The 20465-nt window shown below is 39.9% G+C and carries 16 protein-coding genes; 11 read left to right on the top strand and 5 right to left on the bottom strand.

Annotation, left to right across the window (positions count from 1 at the left end; translation table 11 throughout):
- Positions 1 to 454: 454 nt before the first annotated feature.
- The 9 genes from AC5P2S_RS13875 (at position 455) to AC5P2S_RS13835 (ending at position 14550) form a co-directional block, all read left to right on the top strand.
- Complete coding sequence (locus AC5P2S_RS13875; protein ID WP_494555285.1) at positions 455 to 955, top strand: hypothetical protein; 501 nt, start codon at positions 455 to 457, stop codon at positions 953 to 955.
- Positions 956 to 1115: 160 nt separating this feature from the next.
- The gene (locus tag AC5P2S_RS13870) at positions 1116 to 6341 is read left to right on the top strand and encodes a PKD domain-containing protein (protein WP_494555284.1); all 5226 of its coding nucleotides are present in this window, start codon (positions 1116 to 1118) and stop codon (positions 6339 to 6341) included.
- A gap of 107 nt (positions 6342 to 6448) precedes the next feature.
- Positions 6449 to 7468, top strand: coding sequence for a phage tail-like protein (locus AC5P2S_RS13865; RefSeq protein ID WP_494555283.1), 1020 nt, complete (start codon positions 6449 to 6451; stop codon positions 7466 to 7468).
- 172 nt (positions 7469 to 7640) lie between these two features.
- The gene (locus AC5P2S_RS13860; protein WP_494555282.1) at positions 7641 to 8159 is read left to right on the top strand and encodes a phage tail-like protein; all 519 of its coding nucleotides are present in this window, start codon (positions 7641 to 7643) and stop codon (positions 8157 to 8159) included.
- A 418-nt stretch (positions 8160 to 8577) separates the two neighbouring features.
- Entirely contained in the window at positions 8578 to 9309 is a 732-nt protein-coding gene (locus AC5P2S_RS13855; protein ID WP_494555281.1) for a DNA-binding domain-containing protein, read from the top strand.
- A gap of 478 nt (positions 9310 to 9787) precedes the next feature.
- Positions 9788 to 9997: a hypothetical protein gene (locus AC5P2S_RS13850; protein ID WP_494555280.1), complete on the top strand. Its 210-nt coding sequence runs from the start codon at positions 9788 to 9790 to the stop codon at positions 9995 to 9997.
- Positions 9998 to 10097: 100 nt separating this feature from the next.
- Complete coding sequence (gene pyrG, locus AC5P2S_RS13845; RefSeq protein WP_494555279.1) at positions 10098 to 11711, top strand: CTP synthase; 1614 nt, start codon at positions 10098 to 10100, stop codon at positions 11709 to 11711.
- Between the two features lie 165 nt (positions 11712 to 11876).
- Entirely contained in the window at positions 11877 to 13664 is a 1788-nt protein-coding gene (gene yidC, locus AC5P2S_RS13840; protein WP_283416487.1) for a membrane protein insertase YidC, read from the top strand.
- A 226-nt stretch (positions 13665 to 13890) separates the two neighbouring features.
- On the top strand, positions 13891 to 14550 hold the full coding sequence (locus tag AC5P2S_RS13835) for a TrmH family RNA methyltransferase (protein ID WP_494555278.1): 660 nt from the start codon (positions 13891 to 13893) through the stop codon (positions 14548 to 14550).
- 100 nt (positions 14551 to 14650) lie between these two features.
- Here AC5P2S_RS13835 and AC5P2S_RS13830 read toward each other — a convergent pair whose 3' ends face one another.
- Positions 14651 to 15772, bottom strand: coding sequence for an NAD(P)/FAD-dependent oxidoreductase (locus AC5P2S_RS13830; protein ID WP_494555277.1), 1122 nt, complete (start codon positions 15770 to 15772; stop codon positions 14651 to 14653).
- Positions 15773 to 15775: 3 nt separating this feature from the next.
- On the bottom strand, positions 15776 to 16363 hold the full coding sequence (locus AC5P2S_RS13825) for a DUF1572 domain-containing protein (RefSeq protein ID WP_494555276.1): 588 nt from the start codon (positions 16361 to 16363) through the stop codon (positions 15776 to 15778).
- Between the two features lie 110 nt (positions 16364 to 16473).
- Here AC5P2S_RS13825 and AC5P2S_RS13820 point away from each other — a divergent pair, with 110 nt between their 5' ends.
- On the top strand, positions 16474 to 17130 hold the full coding sequence (locus tag AC5P2S_RS13820; protein WP_494555275.1) for a hypothetical protein: 657 nt from the start codon (positions 16474 to 16476) through the stop codon (positions 17128 to 17130).
- Positions 17131 to 17133: 3 nt separating this feature from the next.
- Here the strand turns inward: AC5P2S_RS13820 and AC5P2S_RS13815 are convergent, their stop codons facing one another.
- Together AC5P2S_RS13815 and AC5P2S_RS13810 are read right to left on the bottom strand one after the other, a co-directional pair.
- Positions 17134 to 17826, bottom strand: a complete 693-nt coding sequence (locus tag AC5P2S_RS13815; RefSeq protein WP_494555274.1) for an RsmE family RNA methyltransferase — start codon at positions 17824 to 17826, stop codon at positions 17134 to 17136.
- 78 nt (positions 17827 to 17904) lie between these two features.
- Positions 17905 to 18786 (bottom strand): DUF808 domain-containing protein, encoded by an 882-nt coding sequence (locus tag AC5P2S_RS13810; RefSeq protein WP_283416494.1) that lies wholly within the window; start codon positions 18784 to 18786, stop codon positions 17905 to 17907.
- A 202-nt stretch (positions 18787 to 18988) separates the two neighbouring features.
- On the opposite strand from AC5P2S_RS13810, the gene AC5P2S_RS13805 reads away from it, so the two are divergent.
- Complete coding sequence (locus AC5P2S_RS13805; protein WP_283416495.1) at positions 18989 to 19432, top strand: hypothetical protein; 444 nt, start codon at positions 18989 to 18991, stop codon at positions 19430 to 19432.
- A 12-nt stretch (positions 19433 to 19444) separates the two neighbouring features.
- On the opposite strand, the gene tsaD is transcribed toward AC5P2S_RS13805, so the two are convergent.
- The gene (gene tsaD / locus AC5P2S_RS13800; protein ID WP_283416496.1) at positions 19445 to 20461 is read right to left on the bottom strand and encodes a tRNA (adenosine(37)-N6)-threonylcarbamoyltransferase complex transferase subunit TsaD; all 1017 of its coding nucleotides are present in this window, start codon (positions 20459 to 20461) and stop codon (positions 19445 to 19447) included.
- Positions 20462 to 20465: the final 4 nt, after the last annotated feature.

Here is a 20465-nt window from a genome sequence, read left to right as displayed (position 1 = left end):
CTATTGCCTAACATGCATTATATTCAAAATCAAAGTGCCCCAAAAATACAATTTTAATATACAAAAAACAGAAATTCAACTATGAGCGGTTGTTGAAGCATCATTCTCTAAAAAAACAACAAACAACTGGTTTCCATATAGATTAATTTGTAAAACACCAACAAATACAGATTACTATTTCGGAAATTTATCTTGATTTCGGAAATCAAGATATTAAACACTCTGCAAAGCCTCAGGCTTTTAGATAATATTGCAATCGTAAATAACACGAATTGATAATGATGATGGATCTATAGTAAGTATACCTTATATATATGGTCGGTTATTTACCGGTATTTAACTAAAAGTACAGATGGTGAAAACACAAATGATCAGAAAAAAGAACACTGTATCTCCTCTTATGATAAGCGGGAGATATTTTTGTTTTCTGGCTATCTCTCTACTCGCAACCAACATGTCATATGCTGCATGCAAGCCGGAAGAAGCATACGCCGGCAGCCAGGAAGAAGGCCAGGCACAGTCCGGGAAGATCTATATATCGGACGGGGCAGCACTAGTCATTGCAGAGGACACAACAATATCAGGTGCAGAAATCATCCATACAGATGCAGCCGATATACAGCAACCAAAGAATAAGCCTCTTAAAACGATTACAGAGAAGCCTAAAGCTGAACATAAAACAGCCGCATCATCCCAACCTACATCCCCTGCTCCTGTTGAGACTGTTTCTCCAAATGACTCTAAGCACACCTGGAGTACAAATACCCCTTATAACAAGCAATTATCCATCACTTCTAATATCAGCTTCAAACATATCGGCAGAGTAATCAATATCATCACCATCAGTGTGATATTAATATTGCTTATGATATTGATTCCGGCTTACCGGAGACCTACCGGTAACAATCTGTTTTTAGGGTGCAATCTCCAGCGTCCTCCACCCATAAGCCTTTAAATTCCCCGAGCTGTCTTGTTGAAAAAAAATGTTTCGACTTCACTGCGTTTCGCTCAACATGACAAAGATGCTTCCTTCGTCAGCATAACAAACAACCTGTCATCCTGAGCTTGCCGAAGGATCTCTACAAAACAATCAAATAATAAACAACAAATGCATAATGAAAAAAAACACTACTAAACTAACAACAAAACAGGCAAAAAACCTATTGCTTGTTCTCTTGCTGTTTCTGGGCAACAGGATGCTCTATGCACAGAGCTGCACCGTTAATGCCGGGGGTAATGCCACGATATGCGGTACATCCTATACCCTTCAGGGAAGCGCATCGGGCACCACGGTTGGAAATCCCACCTGGACGCTTGTATCCAAACCGGCAGGCGCACTTGACCCCGTTATCAGCAACATCAATTCCTATACACCTAATGTAACGGGGATGACCTTCCCCGGAAACTATGTGTTCCAGATGGCACAAAACTGCAGCTCCGGCAGTGGTACCTCACAGGTCACCATTACCGCGCCGGGAGATACAACAGGTTTTACCGCCGGACCAGACATTACTAATGTGAATGCAACAACAGGAACAGTGACATTAAATGGTGTGGTACCTGCAGGGTACACAGCATCCTGGTCTGCCTATAATCTTTGGATGTATCAAAGATCCGGAGGAACAAAAACTGCTCAAAACTCACAGTTCAGCTCTACTACATCGGCTACCACCACTTTTAGCCTGATTAAAAAAGCCGATCACGACATCGATCCTTCCTATGTAGTAACACTTAGGATTACATCTGTCAATAATCCTAACTGCTGGTATGAGGATACAGCAATTGTCCGCTTTATACCGAATCCGCAAATCATAGTGCCAAACCTTTCTGGCTGTTTTGGCGGTACAACCAACACCATAACTCTTAGCAGTAATTCACCCATATTTGGTACAAACTACCCTGGAGGAGCCGGATATCCGGGGAATGGAACCACCGTTACAATGAACGTCAACAGCCAGCCTGCCGGAGGGAATATACAATATTCAATGATACAGGACGGCAGACTGTTCTTCACAGGGGCTAATGTTACAGGAACATATAAATTCTCTATAACCGTTACCAACTCTTCTGGAACCTACACTACACCTGAGATTACTTTTACTAAAAATGGTACTCCTCCCGGTGCTGTAAGTTTCCTTGTCCCATCAAGGCCGGAGCAAATGATGATCTATGGAGGAAATAGCGGAACAGGCGGCGAGGTACAGTGTAATAAGGCAGGGACAACCGCACCTATTACTTTCTTATACACACTGAATGCCAGCGACCCTGTAACCAATACTTCAAACATATCAATATCAGGTGCTATTCCTCCGGGAGGCGCTCCGGCTATCACAACCGCTGGTGCCGGTACAAGTAACAGAAGCGTCACCCTTACCCCTCCCGCTGGTGGATGGAGTGTAGGAACTTATAGGATCGGGATCTCTACAACTAACGGATCATGTACTTCCACTGTTCAGTATTATTATTTACATATATCAGATGGAGCCAGACCAGATGTAACAGTCCCTAATACCACAGTGTGCTACCCCGGAAGCGGTATAGTATCGGCTACCATACCATTACCGGCAGTCTATAAAGGAGTTGTTAACAGCAGTTATTTCCAGGATTTTAATGGTCAATATGCGTTTACTTTGGTTTCTAAGCCGGTAGGATCCGGGACACCAACAGCTCCTTCGGCTTCGTTTACTTCCACGTCATCAGTTATTGGAAACCTGACAATGCCCGGAGAGTATGTTTTTAAAATAAAAGCAACTCCTACAATATCAGCACCATTTCTGGATCAGGAATATGCATGCTCCGGTACATCTATGGAAGGGCAATTCTCTATATTCGTCTCTCCGCAGGTCAACGCCAACGCAGGTTCGGATCAAGCACTGACAGGAACAACACAAGCCATTCTTAATGGTAATGATCCGGGAGCAGTATCTACCGGTACCTGGACTCTGGTATCTAAACCTTCCGGTGCTGCTGATCCGGTTATAGTGACACCATCAGCTTACAACACAAATGTTACGGGACTTAATGGAACAGGTACTTATACTTTCCGATGGACCATTACTACTGGTACGTGTATCAGCGCAGATGATGTCAATATCACTGCCGTTGCCAACAATTGTGTTAACGGCTGTAACCCTAACGCTTACGTCAACAGCTTAGATCCCAATACCATAGAGTACGACAATATTGTTTCAACTTACCACTCTACTATAGTTAAAGAGAGTGACGGTACTTTTAAAATATGGGGACAGAGTACAGCCAGCAATGGATCATCACATTTATATGTTCCTACAGCAATAACAGCAGCCAATGGCTTTACTTACACTGGTACGCCTCTTAAAGCAACAGGAGGCTATATAACAACAACCAGTATGCAACATCAACATGTTTTATTAACTACAGACGGGTTGTATGCATGGGGATTTAGTAATGTAGTAATAAGTTCTACCATAAAAAATACTGCAGCTTTCGGTAAGATTACTGTTAATGGTAAAACCGATGGTCTGCCAGTTGGGGTAACCCCTTCGGATGTAAAAATGATGTTCGGCTCGTACGGAACATTGGCAATTACTACCTGTAGTGGTGATGCATGGGTGCTTTCTTTTGATGGTAATAAAAACGGAGACGGCACCCCACAAGATGCTACAAATAATGTCATCTGGCACCGTGTAAAAACTGCCGATCCAGGTAATCCGGAACTTAACAACGTAGTTGCAATGCGTGGTATGTCTACCGCATTATTTGCTTTAACTTCTGACGGGAAGCTCTATACCTGGGGTACAAGCACTTATATTAACAGTGGTGGTGCTGTCAACAGAACTTATGCCACAGAAGTAACAAAACCGGCTGGTGTTACTCCAAAAATGATCGGGATGTCTGGGGGAACGGTAACAAGAGCGTACTACCTATTAGCTACCAATGGAAAGTTATATTGTATGGGATCCAATGATGTCAAACAATTGGGGGACGGAACGAATACTGACAGAACTACCTGGGTGCAGCCACAAAAAATGACCAATCAGGACGGGCAAGGTACTGGACCTTTAGAAAACATTGCCTGGATTTCACCTAATGAGCATCACAAAGAAATAGGTAGTCCTAATGGAAGTGCTATTAATGTACTGACAAATGACTACAAACAGTGGGCTTGGGGTAATAACAGTGGGTGGCAGATCGGGGCTTCAGGAACAGGTAGCTATGACCCCATTTATATGCCGGGTAGAAGTGCTGCAGCTGATGGGCTTAAAGTAACGGATGAGATCATTGCAGTTGAAACATCGGGGCACACCAGTATGAACATCAAAAAAGGATCTCAGAAATTCGGATACGTAGGACACCGAGTTTTTGGTAGTATGGGCGATGGTAGTACCGCCGATCAGAATATTAGTGCTTACAGTTATAGTACAGCAATAGTTGCAGTATGTGCTGCAGAGATTGCTCCTAATGTAACAAATATAACCGTCTGCGCAGGGACTACAACTGCCAACCTGAACAATGCCAACCTGGAAGCAGTTCCTTCCCAAATAGAATGGCATGCCACCAATGATGTAAACAGTCCTGTAATGACCAATATTACAACGGTAGGTGCAGGTACTTACTATGCATTCTTTACAGTAGCATCAGGAAGACCAAGAACGGTAAGCTCTGCAGTGATTGTATCAGAAGTGGTTTGTTGTGCTGGTGGCTGTAACCCCAATACATACGTAAACAGCTCAGATCCCAATACCATAGAGTATGATAATATGGTTTCAATTTTCCACTCGACTATAGTTAAAGAAAGCAACGGAACCTTTAAAGTATGGGGACAGGGAAGCGCTCCTGATGGAACAGGACATTTATTGGTACCAACAGACATCACACCGGCTAATAGTTTTAATTATACAGGAACAATACTTAGAGTTGCTGCTGGTAGTGATACTACTACATCAGGATTTTATAAGCAATTTGCAGTTTTAACTACCGATGGTCTCTATATATGGGGCGATACTAATATATTGATCAGTTCCACTATTAAAAATACTACTGCTTTCGGCAAAATCGCCGTGAATGGGAAAGCTGATGGTTTACCTGCCGGAGTATTGCCACAACAGGTAAAGATGATGTTCGGTTCATACGGAACATTGGCCATTACCACCTGCACAGGAGAGGCATGGGTATTATCTTTTAACGGATCTAAAAATGGAGATGGGACGGCACAAGACGCTGCAAACAATATCATCTGGCACCGTGTAAAAACAGCCGATACGGGTAACCCGGATCTGGAAAACGTTGTGGCTATGCGTGGTACATCCAATGTAATCTTTGCTTTAACTTCCAGTGGTAAGCTCTATACCTGGGGTACAAGTACATATATTAACGATGGATTGGCTGCTGCCAACAGAACGTATGCAACTGAAGTAACCAAACCTGCAGGGGTAACCCCGAAAATGATCGGGATGACTCAAGCAAATTCAACAGCAACACAAACTTATTATTTATTAGCTGCAAACGGTAATGTATACAGTATGGGGGACAATTCTAACCGACAGTTGGGTGATGGTACTACGATAACCAGAACCAGCTGGGTGCAACCTCAAAAAATGACCGACCAGTACGGGCAAGGCATCGGAACCTTAGGCAATATTGTATGGATCTCTCCAAATGAACATTCACAATGTTTTAATGGTTACACTGCAGCTATTAACATATTAACCAATGGTTACAAACAGTGGGCTTGGGGATCTAATAGTGGCTTAATGATTGGTGCTCCGGTTACAAATACTTTTTATGATCCTATTTACATGCCGGGTAACAGCACCAATGCAAATGGTTTGGCAGTAACAGATGAGGTGATTGCGGTGGAAACGGGAGGACACACGACCATCAATATCAAAAAAGATGCTAATAAATTCGGTTACGTAGGGCACAGAATCAGCGGTAGTATGGGAGATGGCACCAGCACCAATACAAATGAAAATGTTTATACTTATGCTACAGCGATAGTGATGGTATGTGGTGCAGAGACTTCATCATTTTGCTACAAACCGGGTATTACGGTGGGTACTGCCTTAGACACCAAAGTAGGAATTACTTCCCTTGGAAGAGCTGGTGGAACAGATGCGGATAACTGGCCAATGGCAAGAAAAGGCGGACACATTGCCCTAGAAGCGAAAACCAAAGCTTTTGTACCCAACAGAATAGCTTTTGATGCATCAGGAAATCCTGTGGGCATAGCAGCTGCCAACTTTGTGGAAGGGATGATAGTCTATGATACCACCAACAAATGCCTGAAGATGTACACCACAAAGGATAACGGCGTTTCGTTCGGATGGTATTGTATAACTACGCAAACCTGCCCGGATTAAATAAATGAGATGTTTCGGCGCCGCTGCGCTCTGCTCAACATGACAAGCACTGTCATCCAGAGCTCGTCAAAAGGCCTAACAAAATAAAAAACAATCATAAAAAACAGATGAAAAATTTCATATTACTACCAACAGCACTTCTATTCCTGAACATAACAGTTTCAGCACAGGTCGGAGTAAATACAGCAACTCCGAATTCTACAATGGATGTAAGTGCCAAAAGAGATTCCGGCGGGAATATAACGGATAACACCCAATTGATCGGGTTGCAGGCACCGCGCCTTACCCGTGCAGAGCTTACTGCCAGTACGGCAACGTATGGTACCAACCAAAAAGGAGCACTCGTTTATATTACAGATGTTTCCGGAGGTGATGCCTTGGGGCAAAGAATAAATATTAATGCAATAGGGTATTATTATTTCGATGGGAGTGTATGGCAAAAGATATATGGAAATTATACCGAAGTGGATGGTGTGATAGGAAATGAAGTAACCGGACCTACTGCAAATGGCGGACTTGCAAGATCCGGGTCCGGCACTACAGCCAGCCCATATACTCTTGGGCTCACAAATGGAACCGGTACAGGACAAACCATGGTGTACAATAGTACCACCTCTACCTGGGCACCTGCGTATCTATCAACCGTTTTGGCAGGAGGAGATGGGGTAGATGCTACTCCTACAAATTTTACAGTTTCGTCTATTAATGGTGTCTCAGGTAATCAGATACTGACGACAAAAACTTTTACACTCACTAGTCGATCAATGGTTACATTTTCCTTTTCTGTAGGTGTTGGAAATATCTTAAGACAAAATGGAGGGCTTTTATCAGATGGTACTTCTAAACAAATTGGGGTTAGATTAGATTGGGCTGCTGTACCAGGGGGAAGCCCTTATACTGTGGGGAATACTTTAATAAGAAGTACTGTTCCTTTTACAAACGCAGGGTCTAGTTATACATCAGGCTTTTTTTTCTTAAATGGAAGCCGCTCTTTTGTTATGGCTGCGGGTACATATAGTGTAGATTTAGCTGGTTATGTGTTTGCTCAGGATAATGTCCAGGGTGTACAGGCGTCATTTAGCGGTAGTATTGATGAGTTTGATATTACTTCTGTACCTATACAATAAAAGTAATAACAGTGATGAATAGAAATTTTTAAAAAAGTATAATATAATAATCTAATCGACATATCCTTTTGTATAATACAAAGGGGATAGCGAAGCGGAACCGAAGGATCTCTAAGACAATTATATAAAAACACAACCTCCCTGTAAAAAGGACATATAAAACACACACAATATGAAAAGTAATATTCTAATATTTGCAATGCTGCTCTCTGCAATTGCAACAAAATCTCAGGTCGCAATAGGAAAACAATCGGTTACCAATACATCCGTGTCTCTGGAGTTTACCGATGCTGAGAACAAAGGGCTCATCCTGCCCTATATAGAGAACAAAACAGCCATCACGGAAAACGGATCCATCATCTATGATGCCACAGATCATAAGGTAAAATATCTGAAAGACGGAAGCTGGTTTGACCTCTCTGTAGATACAACCGGACAGGCTGATCTGTCCATACAATCCACAAAAACAGAACTGGCAAATGCAAAAACCGTAATAGGAACAGACGGAGCAACCAACAGCACCTCCGGAATCCTTGTCCTTTCCGATACCGATAAAGCCATGATCCTGCCAAGAGTAGCAAGCCCACACCTTAACATCATCAACCCTGCACCGGGAATGATGGCCTATGACACCACAAAAAAACAGCTTGCAGTCTATAACGGAACTGTATGGAGCTTCTGGAAACCCTAATTTAAAATAAATGAAGACAAATAAACCCATAGGCACACAACAATATCGGTTTCGAAGGTCTTGTCATCCTGAGCTTGTCGAAGGATCTCTAGCAAAAGAGAAGAAGATCATAAACAAAAGATGTTTCGGCGACGCTACGCTCTGCTCAACATGACAAAACGCTGTCATCCTGAGTACAAATGAGGAGCAAGCACAGCTTGTAACGAAGTTTGCGAACGTAGTTCCGTAGCGGAATCGAAGGATCTCTAACAAAAGAGAAGGAGTTCTTACAAAAACGAAAGATGTTTCGACACCGCTACACTCTGCTCAACCTGACAAACAGATGCTTTCTTTATCAATACCAAACATAATATCAGTAAATAACAATATAAAAAACAAATATTCAACCTAAACATTTTAACCCTTAATTATTAATAGCATGATATTACACAAGATCAAGGCTTATCTGTATGATAACGTACTGACAAAAGACAACCCGAACGACTTCATCGCACGCACCGTTAGCGAGCGCTCACTCAATGTCAAGCAGATCTGCCAGGCAGCAGTCAGCCGTGGCGGCGCCGATATCACGGCTGCAGCTATGGAGCACGCTACGGAGCTGTTCCTGAAAGAGATGGCATACCAGCTGTGCGACGGATTTTCCATTAATACGGGTTACTTTACCGCAGGGACACAGATCCGGGGCGTGTTCGACAGTCCTACCGAAACATTCAATAGCCAGAAGCAAAGCATCCTGTTCCAGTTCAATCAGGGGGAAAAGCTGAGAGCGGAGATACCAAACATCGAGATCAGCATCCTCGGGGTTGCAGATGCATCGTCTGTGATTCTTCAGGTAAAAGATGTGAAAAGTGGCACCGTGAACGATCTGCTGACACCGGGACGTAACCTGAAGATCAGCGGAAGCAAGATCAAGGTTGCCGGGGATAATGCTGCCAATGGCATCTTCTTCGTAAACACAGCGGACAATGCCCGTACACAGGTAGAGGCAACGGATGTGGTAACCAATAACCCCTCAGAATTGATCGTGATCATCCCGGCTTTGCCAGCCGGAACATATACACTGGAGGTGGTGACGCAGTTTACAGCAAATAGTATTTTTCTTAAAGAGCCCAGAACAGCAGGCTTTGATAAGGCCCTTACAGTGGTATAATGGCTGTCTGCCTTATTGGATACCCCAATACGAGGCTATTCGGATGTCCAATACGTCCGTATTGGGATGCCTCATACAAGGCTATTGGGGATACCAATATATAATAACATCATTTTAGTTTTTGCAGCCGGAGATTCAGTAGTGTTTACATATCCGGCTGCTTTTACAATGATGCTGTGAATATAAATGTAAAGTAAGCTCAAATGATAATATGGAGTCATATATAAAAATGCATAAAATTTTTGAAATAGAAGTCGTAATGGACGAGCTGATAGGAGCGTCAAAAGAATTGGTTATAATGACGTTTGGGAAACCACAAAAGAATTACAAAAAACGAGATGGTATATATTGCCGGAAGCTGTTATTTGGGGTTATATAAAAGAAAACTTTATTTGTTCTTTTATAAGGAACGGTTGAGAGATTACTATATAGGAATATAAAACACAAGGCATCAATCATGAAAAAAATTATAAGGCTGGTGATAAAGCACCCGGAAGTACTGGAAGGAATGACCAGGCAAGAGATATATTCTCTGTTAGGAAATGATTATTATTCGGAATATGCAGGGGATTTGATATTGTATATTCTCAGCATCGGTTTCGGGAGAAGAAGGGCCATTTTGATTTATTTTGACTTTGAAGGGATCGTTCAACAGGCAGACGTCATACAAACCGGACGTGAGGTATGATGGGAACATATGCAAGTTGAAGGATGATCAGGTTAACTAATCTTTCAACGAAAATTGTTTTTTAGGTTGAGATGCTTTAACTTTGCACAAACCTAATCTAATGAGTAAAAAAGAAACGAAATACATCTTTGTAACAGGAGGTGTAACATCGTCACTTGGTAAGGGTATTGTTTCCGCTTCTTTGGGACTTCTTCTTAAATCCCGCGGTTTCAAAGTTACCATACAAAAACTTGACCCTTATATCAACATCGACCCCGGAACACTTAATCCTTATGAACATGGCGAATGTTATGTGACCGAAGACGGCGCAGAAACTGACCTTGACCTGGGACATTATGAGCGTTTTCTGGATTCTCCCACTTCACAGAATAACAACGTTACAACCGGAAGAATCTACCAGACTGTTATCGAGAAAGAACGTAAAGGTGATTTTCTTGGAAAAACAGTTCAGGTCATCCCACATATTACCAACGAGATCAAACGCAGAATCAAAATCCTGTCTAAAAAAGATTATGATATTATCATCACAGAAATTGGAGGAACAGTTGGTGATATTGAATCTTTGCCTTACATAGAAAGTGTTCGCCAGCTGCAATGGGAATTGGGCAAAAATAATTCTATGGTCATCCATCTGACATTATTGCCTTACTTGTCATCCAGTGGAGAACTGAAAACAAAACCTTCCCAACACTCTGTCCGTCAGTTGATGGAAAGTGGGATCCAGGCGGACGTTCTGGTTTGCAGAACGGAGCATACCATTCCGAAAGATCTGCGTTCAAAGCTGGCGCAGTTCTGTAACGTGGGTCTGGAAAATGTTATCGAATGTATCGATATGGATACGATCTACGAAGTCCCTCTATACCTTCAGAAGCAGCATTTTGATGAGGTCGTTCTCAAAGAACTGAATTTGCCTGCAGGAAAAGAGATTAACCTGAAAGACTGGAAAACATTCCTTAAAAAGTATAAAAATCCGAAGAAAAGTGTAGAAATCGCTTTGGTTGGCAAATATGTATCACTTCAGGATTCTTATAAATCCATTGCGGAAGCTTTCATCCACGCAGGTGCCGATATGGAAACCGAAGTGAATGTAAGATGGGTTTACAGTGGCGATATTGAAGAGAAAGGAGCTGAAAAGCTATTAAAAGGCGTGGACGGAATCCTTGTTGCACCGGGTTTTGGCGACAGAGGAATAGAAGGGAAAATCCAGGCTGCGAAATATGCAAGAGAAAACAAAATCCCATTGTTGGGAATCTGTCTAGGGATGCAGATTATGACTATCGAGTTCGCTAGAAATGTCCTTGGTTTAGCAAAAGCCAACAGTATGGAGTTCGATACTTCCACTCCGGATCCTGTGATTTCTCTAATGGAAGAACAGAAAAATGTAGTGGAAAAAGGCGGAACAATGCGTCTTGGTGCTTGGAAATGTACTTTGAAACCAGGTTCAAAACTGGCAGAAGTCTATGGAGCAAAAACCATCTCGGAGCGTCACCGTCACCGATACGAATTCAACAGTGAATATAAAAAGGACTTCGAAGATAAAGGTCTTATTCCAACAGGACTGAATCCTGAAACAGGTCTGGTAGAAACTTTGGAGCTGAAAGACCATCCGTTTTATGTGGGTGTCCAGTATCACCCGGAATATAAGAGTACGGTCGCGACACCACATCCTTTATTCAAGGCGTTTGTTAGCGCTACGGTGAAAAACAAAAAATAATTGAATGAATGGCTCAAAGTATTTCCTTGAGCCATTCGTCTTTATAACGGAATCTGAAAAATAAATCCTATTTTTGCAGACCAAAACGAACCAGGTTTCTAACTGTCAGTCTGAGAATCTCGAAGACTTTCAAATTAAAAACCTAAAACTTTAAATATTCTATCAATGCAACAGAATAACGGATTAGATAAAAATCAGCTGATTAGCTTCGCGGTTTTTTCTATGATTCTTATCGGTTTTATGTTTTATTTCCAAAACAGAAACGCAAAAGCTGAACAGGAACAACTGGCTGCACAAGCCAAGAAAACAGAGCAGACTGCAAAAGCAAAGGTGTCCGAAACCAACTTAAATGCAACGGCAGTAACGCCGACTTCGGTTCAGAAAGTTAATCTTCAGAACGATGAACTGGCTTTGGAATTTTCCAGTGTTGGCGGACAGTTGAGCTCTGTTAAATTAAATAAATTTGAAGCTTTTGGCGGAAAGCCATTATATCTTTTCAATAATAACAATTCCAATTACGGATTCCAGTTTACGGATAAATCGGGTAAAGTTTTCAATACAAAAGATTTGGTATTTGCACCACAGGTTTCCGGCAATTCCGTGACTTTGAGTTCAAAAGTTGGAAATGCTGTTGTACAATTCATTTATACACTTAAACCAAAATATACGTTAGATTTTCAGGTTAAAACACAAGGTTTAGCTAATATCGTTAATGATGGAAAAGCTAATTTTGTCTGGAATTATAATGTAAGAGGCGCAGAAAAAGGACGTTCGCAGGAAGAGACTCACACCGAGTTTGCTTATGCGTTCAACAATTATAAAGACTACGATTACGATGCCCGTTCCGATATGGATGAGCCGGATGAAACTTTGAACTGGATTGGTGTAAAGCAACAGTTCTTCGCCGCAGTTCTTGAAGCTAAAAATGGATTCACCAAATCAAAAGGTAATCAGGAAGCGATCCCGGAAGGGGAGTTTTTGAAGAAGTTCAATTACGACGGACAGGTTAACCTGGCAGGCAACGAGCTGAATCAGGATTTCACCTGGTATTTTATGCCGTTGGATATGGACTTGCTGAAATCTTATGACAAGAACTTTGACGAGATTCTGCCGTTAGGCTGGTCATTCATCGGTTCACTGAACCGCCACGTGTTTATGCCAATGTACAATTTGTTATCGTCTTGGGGATTGGCAGCAGGCTGGGCAATTTTCTGGATGACGATTATTGTTAAACTGATCTTGTCTCCGGTCATGTTCAAACAGCACAAACTAAGTGCGATGATGAAGGTGATTCGTCCTGAGATTGATGAGGTTAATGCCAAATTCAAGGATGCTGACCCAATGAAAAAACAGCAGGAAACAATGGCGGTCTACAGGAAAGCCGGTGTGAATCAAATGGCGGGATGTCTTCCGGCCTTGGTTCAGATCCCGTTGTTCTATGCACTATTCCGATTCTTCCCGAATATGCTGGATCTTAGGGGAAAAAGCTTCTGGTTCGTACCGGATTTGACAGCATATGATGATGTTATCAGCTGGGGAACTAATATTCCGTTGCTGGGGAATCACCTAAGTATCTTTGCTTTGGCTTGTACTATTGTGATTTTAATTTATACCATTATGACTTCCGGTAACATCCAACAGCCACAACAGGAAGGGATGCCGAATATGAAAGTCTTGATGTACATCTTCCCAATCACGTTCTTGTTCTTCCTAAACAGTTCTGCATCAGGACTGTCCTGGTACTATTTTGTATCCAACGCGATTAACATCGTGATTATCTTGGTGATTAAATATTTCATCTTAGATGAGAAAAAAATCCACGCTCAGATCCAGGAAAACAAAAAGAAAGAACCGAAAAAAGAAGGGACTTTCCAGAAAAGAATGAGAGAGATGATGGAGAAAGCGCAAGAGCAACAAAGAATGCAGGAGCAAGCAAGAAACAAAAAGAAATAAATATTAAAGGCGGTAATTTTTTACCGCTTTTTTTATTTTAATAAACCCTTTCAGAGTTTCAAACTCTGAAAGGGTTTTTGTCAGCTTTGATGAGTTTTACGTCTTTGCGAACCTTAAAATATTTTCAATAATGTCAAAAAAATCTTTGCGGAATTTGCGTTAAAGATTTACAATTTATACAAAGAAAATACCGAGATTTGCAACCATCAATTTTAAACCCACAACTTTGAACTTAGAATCCACTTACGAATATCTCCAACAATTCCTAACAGCTGAACGTTTTCAAAAAATAGAACATTATTCCAAAGAAAGTTCTGATTTTGTTCTGCCGGTAATGGAAGATATTTATCAGTTCAGAAATGCTGCTGCAATTGTGCGTTCTGTGGAAGCTTGCGGGTTCCACAAAGTGGTGGCGATGGAGAAAGAAAATTACTTTGAGCCCAATCTAAAAGTAACAAAAGGCGCAGACACTTGGGTTGAGGTGGAGAAAATGCCGAGAACAATAGAATCTCTGCAAAACATCAAGAACCGAGGTTATAAGATTGTAGCAGTTTCTGCAGAAAACAATGCAAAGATGCTACCTGATTATAAAATCGAAGAACCTTTGGCTTTGGTTTTTGGAACAGAGTGGGAGGGAACAACGGATGAATTATTGGACTTTGCTGATGAAACTTTAGCAATTCCAATGTTTGGATTTACAAGAAGTTTCAACGTGTCTGTTGCGGCCGCCATTTGTATGTATGAACTTAAACAAAAACTTATAAAATCTAACATCGATTATAAACTGTCCGAAGAAAAATTACTCCAAATGAAAATCCGCTGGGCGAAAAATTCTATTCCGAGTGGTGATATGATTTTGGAAAAATATCTGAGAGAAAATTATTAATTTAAGTACATTGTATTTCTTTGATGAGTTTTACGTCTTTGCGAACTTAAAAATATTTTCAATATTGGTAAAAACCTTCGCGGACTTTGCGTTTTAAAAATTATATAACCAACTCACAAACCAACTCTCCAATCTTAGGAGCCAGCGCAACACCCATTCCGGAAAGACGAACAGCGCAGAATTGTCTCGCTGAAATTTGTTTCACAATCGGGGTTTTTTCTGTTCCCATTGCCATAATTCCTGACCAGCGCATTGCGATTTTAAAATCCTGATTAGGTAGAATCACTTCTTTTAGAAATTTCTCCAAATGATTTTGTAGAAAATGTGTTGTGTCAAAATCGGTTGTTTTTTCAGCCTCAAAATCCTGATTTCTTGCGCCGCCTAAAAGAATTCTGTTTCCCAGATTCCGAAAATAATAGTAGCCTTCGTCATAATGAAATGTTCCTTTGAGCTTAAGGTTTTCTATTGGTTCCGTCAGAATAATCTGTCCTCGTGCAGGAATAATTTCTTCCGATTCCAAAAATTTAGAACTAAATGCATTTGTACAATAGATGACTTTTCCAGATTTTAGAATGAGGTTGTCATTAATTTTAATTTCGATTTCATAATTGTTTTCTGAAACTGATTCTACTTCGGTTCCAAATAAGAACTCAACTTTCAGCTCGTAGCATTTTTCTAAAAGTTTGTTCAGTAATTTTCCGGAATGTAAGCTGCCTTCACAAAGATTCTCAACCAAAAAATCAGATTTCCTCAATCCGAATCCTTCAATCTTTTCATTCGCGATTCTAAAAGTATGCTTAGTTTTTGTAATGGGAGCTAGTCTTTCATTAACTTCTTCCAGTTTGTTCAAAGCTGATTCATCATTCAGAATTTCGTAACCACCACAAAGTTCAAAATCAATATCGTCTTGAGTAAAATAATTCTGGATTTTCTGCAAACCTTCGAATCTCATTTTGACTAGATCCAAAGTTTTCTCCCAACCCATTTTTTCGGAATCGGAAATAATCTCTGTCAGACTTCCAAAGCAAGCGAAGCCGGCATTTCGAGTCGAAGCACCGGTTGGGATAGCGTTTCGTTCGATAATTAAAACGGATTTTTCAGGAAATTTTTCTTTGATAGAAATTGCTGTCCAAAGTCCGGTAAATCCTGAGCCGATAATGGTAATGTCACGTTTTCTATAAAAGGTTTCGGTTTCCCAAATGCTTGGATTGGCGGTTTTCATAGGTTATTCAGGTTTATAATCATCTCTCACTTCATCACTTTTTGCAAAGCAAACCGGGGATGAATTTTCCTGACCCGAGCCAAATTTTGAATGCATCTCATGATTGAAATCCGCCGATTTGTTTCGGGCAATGGAAAGTGTTCGCCAATCATTATTTTTCATCATTTTGGCGATGTAAACAATCTGACCGATGTGATAAGGATAATGTGCCAGCTGACGAAGAACTGCATCCAAAACCGAATGAGCTTCGCCTCTGATATAAATTGTAGAATTGATATTGTCGTCTGTAATTTGCTGTAAAGCTTCGAATAGACAATCCCAGCCTTTTTCCCAATATTTTAAAACTTCGGCTTTTGTTTTGAAAGAATTGATGAATTCTGAATCCCGGTTTCTCCAATCTTTCTCGCCGTCTTCCGTCAAAAAATTAGTCCAACGGGAGAGCATATTCCCTGCAATGTGATTTACGATAATTGCAATAGAATTGCTTTCTTCATTGTATTGCCAGAATAATTGTTCATCAGAAAGCTGGGCAAACGATTTGTCGCCTAATTCTTTATAATACAAAAATCGCTTGATGAATAAATCTTTCATTTTGGAATTGATTTTAAACTCAAAAATAAAAATATTCTGCTATCAAATTCTTTCTGAAAAGGAAAACTTTTTTTGCCTAATATTGCAGTCCTTTTTTCGAAGCAATATTTATGAAGAAAAAATCTACAATTTTAATTTTATTTCTAATTATCTCAAATTTTATTAAGGCTCAGGAAGCGTCAAAAATCCAGAATCCACCTGTGATAATGGAAGGTCTTGTGGGAAGCCGGGGTTTCTCGTATCAACTCGTTGCAGATAAAAAATTCCAGAGCATACCGAGATTAGGATATTATACAGTTGTCAATTTCCAAACAGATTGGGGCGAGTCCAAAATCGGCGATTATATGTTGCAGGGACATTTGACTTACACTATTTTAAAGGGACTTAACGCAGAAGCCGGATTTTTCGCCAATCCTGTGGACGGAATCCGGCCTTCCGCTGGTTTTATTTACACTTATGCCAATTCTAAAGTTTTCGTATTGGCAAATCCAAGAGTTGATATTGCAAAAAATCCGAATGCAGAATTGTTTGCTTTAGCTGAATATAAACCGGAATTAAATGAAAAACTGAATCTCTACACCAAGATCCAGGGATTGTATTGTCACAATTTAGGCTATGATTTTCATTCCAGAAGTTATGTTTGGGTGAGAGCGGGATTGACTGTTAAAGAGTTCACGTTTGGATTGGCAGGTAATTTTGATTTTTATGGTCCCGAAAAATACAACAAGAATAATCTTGGTTTTTTCTTGATGGTGAACTTGTTTTAAGGATCAAAACATTTTATTATAATTCCAGGCAGCGACGAAAACTCCGGCCGTTTCCGTTCTCAGTCTTTGATTGCCGAGAGAAACAGCTTTGATGCCTTTGTCGGCTAATAATTTGATTTCTTTATCTGAAAAATCGCCTTCCGGACCGATTAAAAACGTACAACTTTCAAGATTTGGAATGTCATTCAAATTAATTCTTTCCAGATTTTCATTGCAATGCGCAACAAACGTGTTGCCTGAATCCAGATTTTTAATGAAATCAGAAAATCTGGTCAGATCATTGACTTTCGGAAAATGGAATCGAAGGCTTTGCTTAGAGGCTGCAATTGCCTGTTTTCGTAGTTTATCAATATTAATATTCTTGCGTTCGGTTTTTTCTGTTAGAATCAAACTGATTTCCGAGATTCCCATTTCTACAGCCTTTTCTACAAAGAATTCTATCCGGTCAATGTTTTTTGTCGGCGCAATGGCGATATGAAGCTTCGGGGAAAAACCGGGCAGATTTTCTTTGATTTCGGAAATGTTTAAAGATACTTTTTTTCCTTCGAAAACAAGATTTCCATTAGCAATGTTTCCATTACCGTCGGTTACGAAAATCTCTTCACCTTCTCGCATCCTGAGAACTTTCGTGATGTGCTGTTGCTCATCAGAATCAATCTGTATTTCCGGAAAAATCTGTCCAAAGAAAAGTTTCATATCAATTGATTTTAAAATCACAAAAAGTCACAAAAGAATTTGTAAACTTTGTGATTTTTGTGACTTTAATTTACATTATTATTTTTTAGCAGGTTTTACTAAATCTACTATTTTTTTGAAAATTGTCATAGCCAAAACTGCACCCAGACCAAAAACAATTCCCAATCCGAATTTTGAAAGAATATTTTCCGGAAGCAAATGGTGGACATAATCGATGTTATGTAGAAAAATTTCGCCGGAAACCAGCAAAAGTGCAATAGTTCCTACAACACCTAGAATTTTGATAACGATGGGTAACGCTTTGACCAAAAATTGTCCTAAGCTGGAGAAAAAACCTTTGTTTCCCGATTTTTTCATCAGGAAAAAACCTGCATCATCCATTCTTACAATCAGTGCAACAATGCCGTAAACACCAACTGTTGCGAGAAATGCTACAATAGTAACGACAATAATCTGTTCTATAAGCGGATGTTCTTTTTCGATAACAGTTCCCAGTGCAATGATAACAATCTCCAAAGAAAGAATAAAGTCGGTCTTGATAGCCGAACTGATTTTCGATTTTTCAGAATTAACCTCTTCTTCTTCCAAAGTACTTTCTTCTATCACTTCTCCACTGGTTTTTTTCCTGTGAAAGAGAAATTCGATAATTTTTTCAACACCTTCATACGCCAGATAAACACCACCAATCACCAAAAGGATTTTAATAGCAACGGGAAAGAAAAAATTGAGAAGGAAAACTACAGGAAGAATAATCAGTTTGTTGATAAAAGAGCCTTTGGTGATGGCCCAAAGAACAGGAATCTCACGGGAGGATAAAAATCCGGTAGCCTTTTCCGCGTTTACCGCCAGATCATCGCCGAGGATCCCGGCAGTTTTTTTAGTCGCCAATTTGCTGGTAACAGCAATGTCATCCATCAGCGCACCAATATCGTCTAAGATTGCAAAGAATCCTGAAGCCATAACTTTTTTATTTTGATACAAAAATAAGTTTTAAACTTCAAAATTCAATATGTAATTACGCATGACTTAAGATTCGATATAAAAATTACAATATCATCATGTTACTGCGAAAAATATTGATACTGGAAAATTATATATAAAAATTAAAAAGTTATTTTATATTTGAATTAACATTTATTAATTCGAATATAAAAAAAACCAAATGACCGAAACTGAGAAAATTAACGAAGAATTACGTAATTATAAGCTATTTAAAATCCAACGTATCAACACCAGGGAACAAGAATTTTCTGAGTTCAGAAAGGATCTGTTAGCAATTAGAAAAAATGAGGTGTTGAATTATATAATTGCCTCCATTAATGTTCTTTCGATATTGTTTTTGATTTATAATGCTGTTAGGAGTTATCTTAGTTCGGACTTTTATGAGATAAATTGGGAAATTATTGTATCAAACTTTATTCTGACTCTTTGTCTGTCAGCATATCTGACATATAAATTCATAATTTATAATGTAATGTTGAAAAAACACATACGTATTACAGAAAATGCTGTTAAATATTTTGCTGGTGAGAGCGAGAATTTAAAAAGTATCTATGAAAATTATGTAGAAAATTACCTGGAAAGCCAAAAAAGAAAAGCCAGATAACTTTAATAATATCTATAAATCATACTTCGCCGTTGCCGTTGTCCTGATATCGGTAAACTCGCCTCGTTCATATTTCAGTTTGGCAACCATTGCAATCATCGCAGCATTATCCGTTGTGTATTCGAATTTTGGGATGAATATGTTCCAACCAAGCCTTTCACGGTTGTCTTCCATCGCTTTTCGCAAACCTGAATTAGCAGAAACACCTCCGGCAATCGCGATGTCATTGATTTTAAGTTCTTTCGCTGCTTTTTCCAGTTTGTCCATAAGGATTTCGATGATTGATTTCTGAACAGAAGCGCAAAGGTCATTCAGATTATCCTTAATGAAATCAGGATTCTTTCTTACCTCTTTTTGAATAAAATATAAAACTGAAGTTTTAATTCCACTGAAAGAATAATCATAACCTTCCATTTTTGGTTTGTTGAATTGGAAAGCGTTGGGATTTCCTTCTTTTGCTAATCGGTCCACAATTGGACCTGCTGGATAATCGAGATCGAAGATTTTTCCAATTTTATCAAAAGCTTCGCCTGCAGCATCATCAATGGTTTTTCCGATGATTTCCATGTCAAAATAATCTTTAACCAAAACGATCATCGTGTGTCCGCCGCTGACTGTCAAACACAAAAACGGGAAACTTGGAGGGGCAGGATTAGCATCATCAATAAAATGTGCAAGAATATGAGCCTGCAAATGGTTAACTTCTATCAAAGGGATGTCCAGACTCATGGCCAGAGATTTTGCAAAAGATGTTCCAACCAGAAGCGACCCCAAAAGTCCGGGACCTCTGGTAAAGCCGATCGCACAAATCTCATTTTGTTGTATATTTGCTTTTAAGAAAGCTTTTTCTACGACAGGAATAATGTTTTGCTGGTGCGCTCTGGAAGCCAATTCGGGAACAACACCACCATATTCGTTGTGGATTTCCTGATTGGCAGCAATATTGGAAAGGATTTTGCTATCCCTGATAACGGCTGCGGAAGTGTCGTCGCAAGAAGATTCTATACCTAAAATAATTGAACTGCTCATAATA

It is taken from the genome of Epilithonimonas sp. 33E (assembly GCF_059372615.1).
The sequence above is the reverse complement of the archived record's forward strand: the minus strand, read 5'-3'. Positions and strand labels throughout refer to the sequence as shown.